This window comes from Virgibacillus carmonensis (assembly GCF_057836705.1).
This window is the reverse complement of the sequence record NZ_JBYQFJ010000127.1, coordinates 1-754: the sequence shown is the minus strand read 5'-3', so window position 1 is coordinate 754 and position 754 is coordinate 1. Positions and strand designations below refer to the sequence as shown.

Annotated in this window: 2 pseudogenes; both read left to right on the top strand. The window is 40.6% G+C overall.

Annotated elements, in window-relative coordinates:
- A pseudogene (locus tag AC3G7N_RS20875) lies at positions 1 to 222 on the top strand (NAD(P)/FAD-dependent oxidoreductase); the annotation flags it as partial.
- 323 nt (positions 223 to 545) lie between these two features.
- Positions 546 to 754, top strand: a pseudogene (locus tag AC3G7N_RS20870) (MFS transporter); the annotation flags it as partial.

The following is a 754-nucleotide window of genomic DNA, read 5'->3' as shown; positions in this document are numbered from 1 at the left end:
GGTATCGAAGGCGCTAAAGTTGCCATGAAGCAGGGAATTACAGCAGGACTTTCCATTGCTGAAAATGCTGGCGTACAGGGTTTAACGCAGGAAATTCAACATGCTGTACAGGTGACTGAACAGACGCGGGAGGATGCGTATATTCAATTTCATCCTGACGTGAAGAAAGGCCGGCGGGTGATTCAGGAAGAGTGGGAGGCGTGTATGGTGACGGTGCAATAATTGCGGTATGGCTGGTTTTTATATGGATAGAAGACTGGTCAAGGCAGTTGACTAACCCCATCATAGAAGGCGCGGTAAGGTAATAATCCCTCACATTGACCTGTTAAAATCACATGAGGGATTATTTTTTATACGTTAATAAGGTATAAATCTTTATCGGTATAAAGTATAATTAGCTTTATGCTAGCAAAACTAGCAAACTAGTTTTACCCACTCCATAAAAATCCCAAAAGTAAAATAAATATCTATGAAATGCTATACTACAAAGAAGGTACTTTCCAAAATAATTTAGCAGAACATTTCAATAAATAGGCGGGTTACATATGGCTACATTCTTTCTAGTAATCATTTATTTGGCCTTTATCAGTTTAGGTTTACCTGATTCATTGTTGGGAGCGGCATGGCCTGTGATGCAACCGGATTTGGGCGCACCGCTTGAAACTGCTGGCTTGCTTTTTATGACAATAGCAGGCGGAACCATTATTTCAAGTTTAGCTAGCAGAGCTATTTTAACGCGATTTGGAACAGGAAA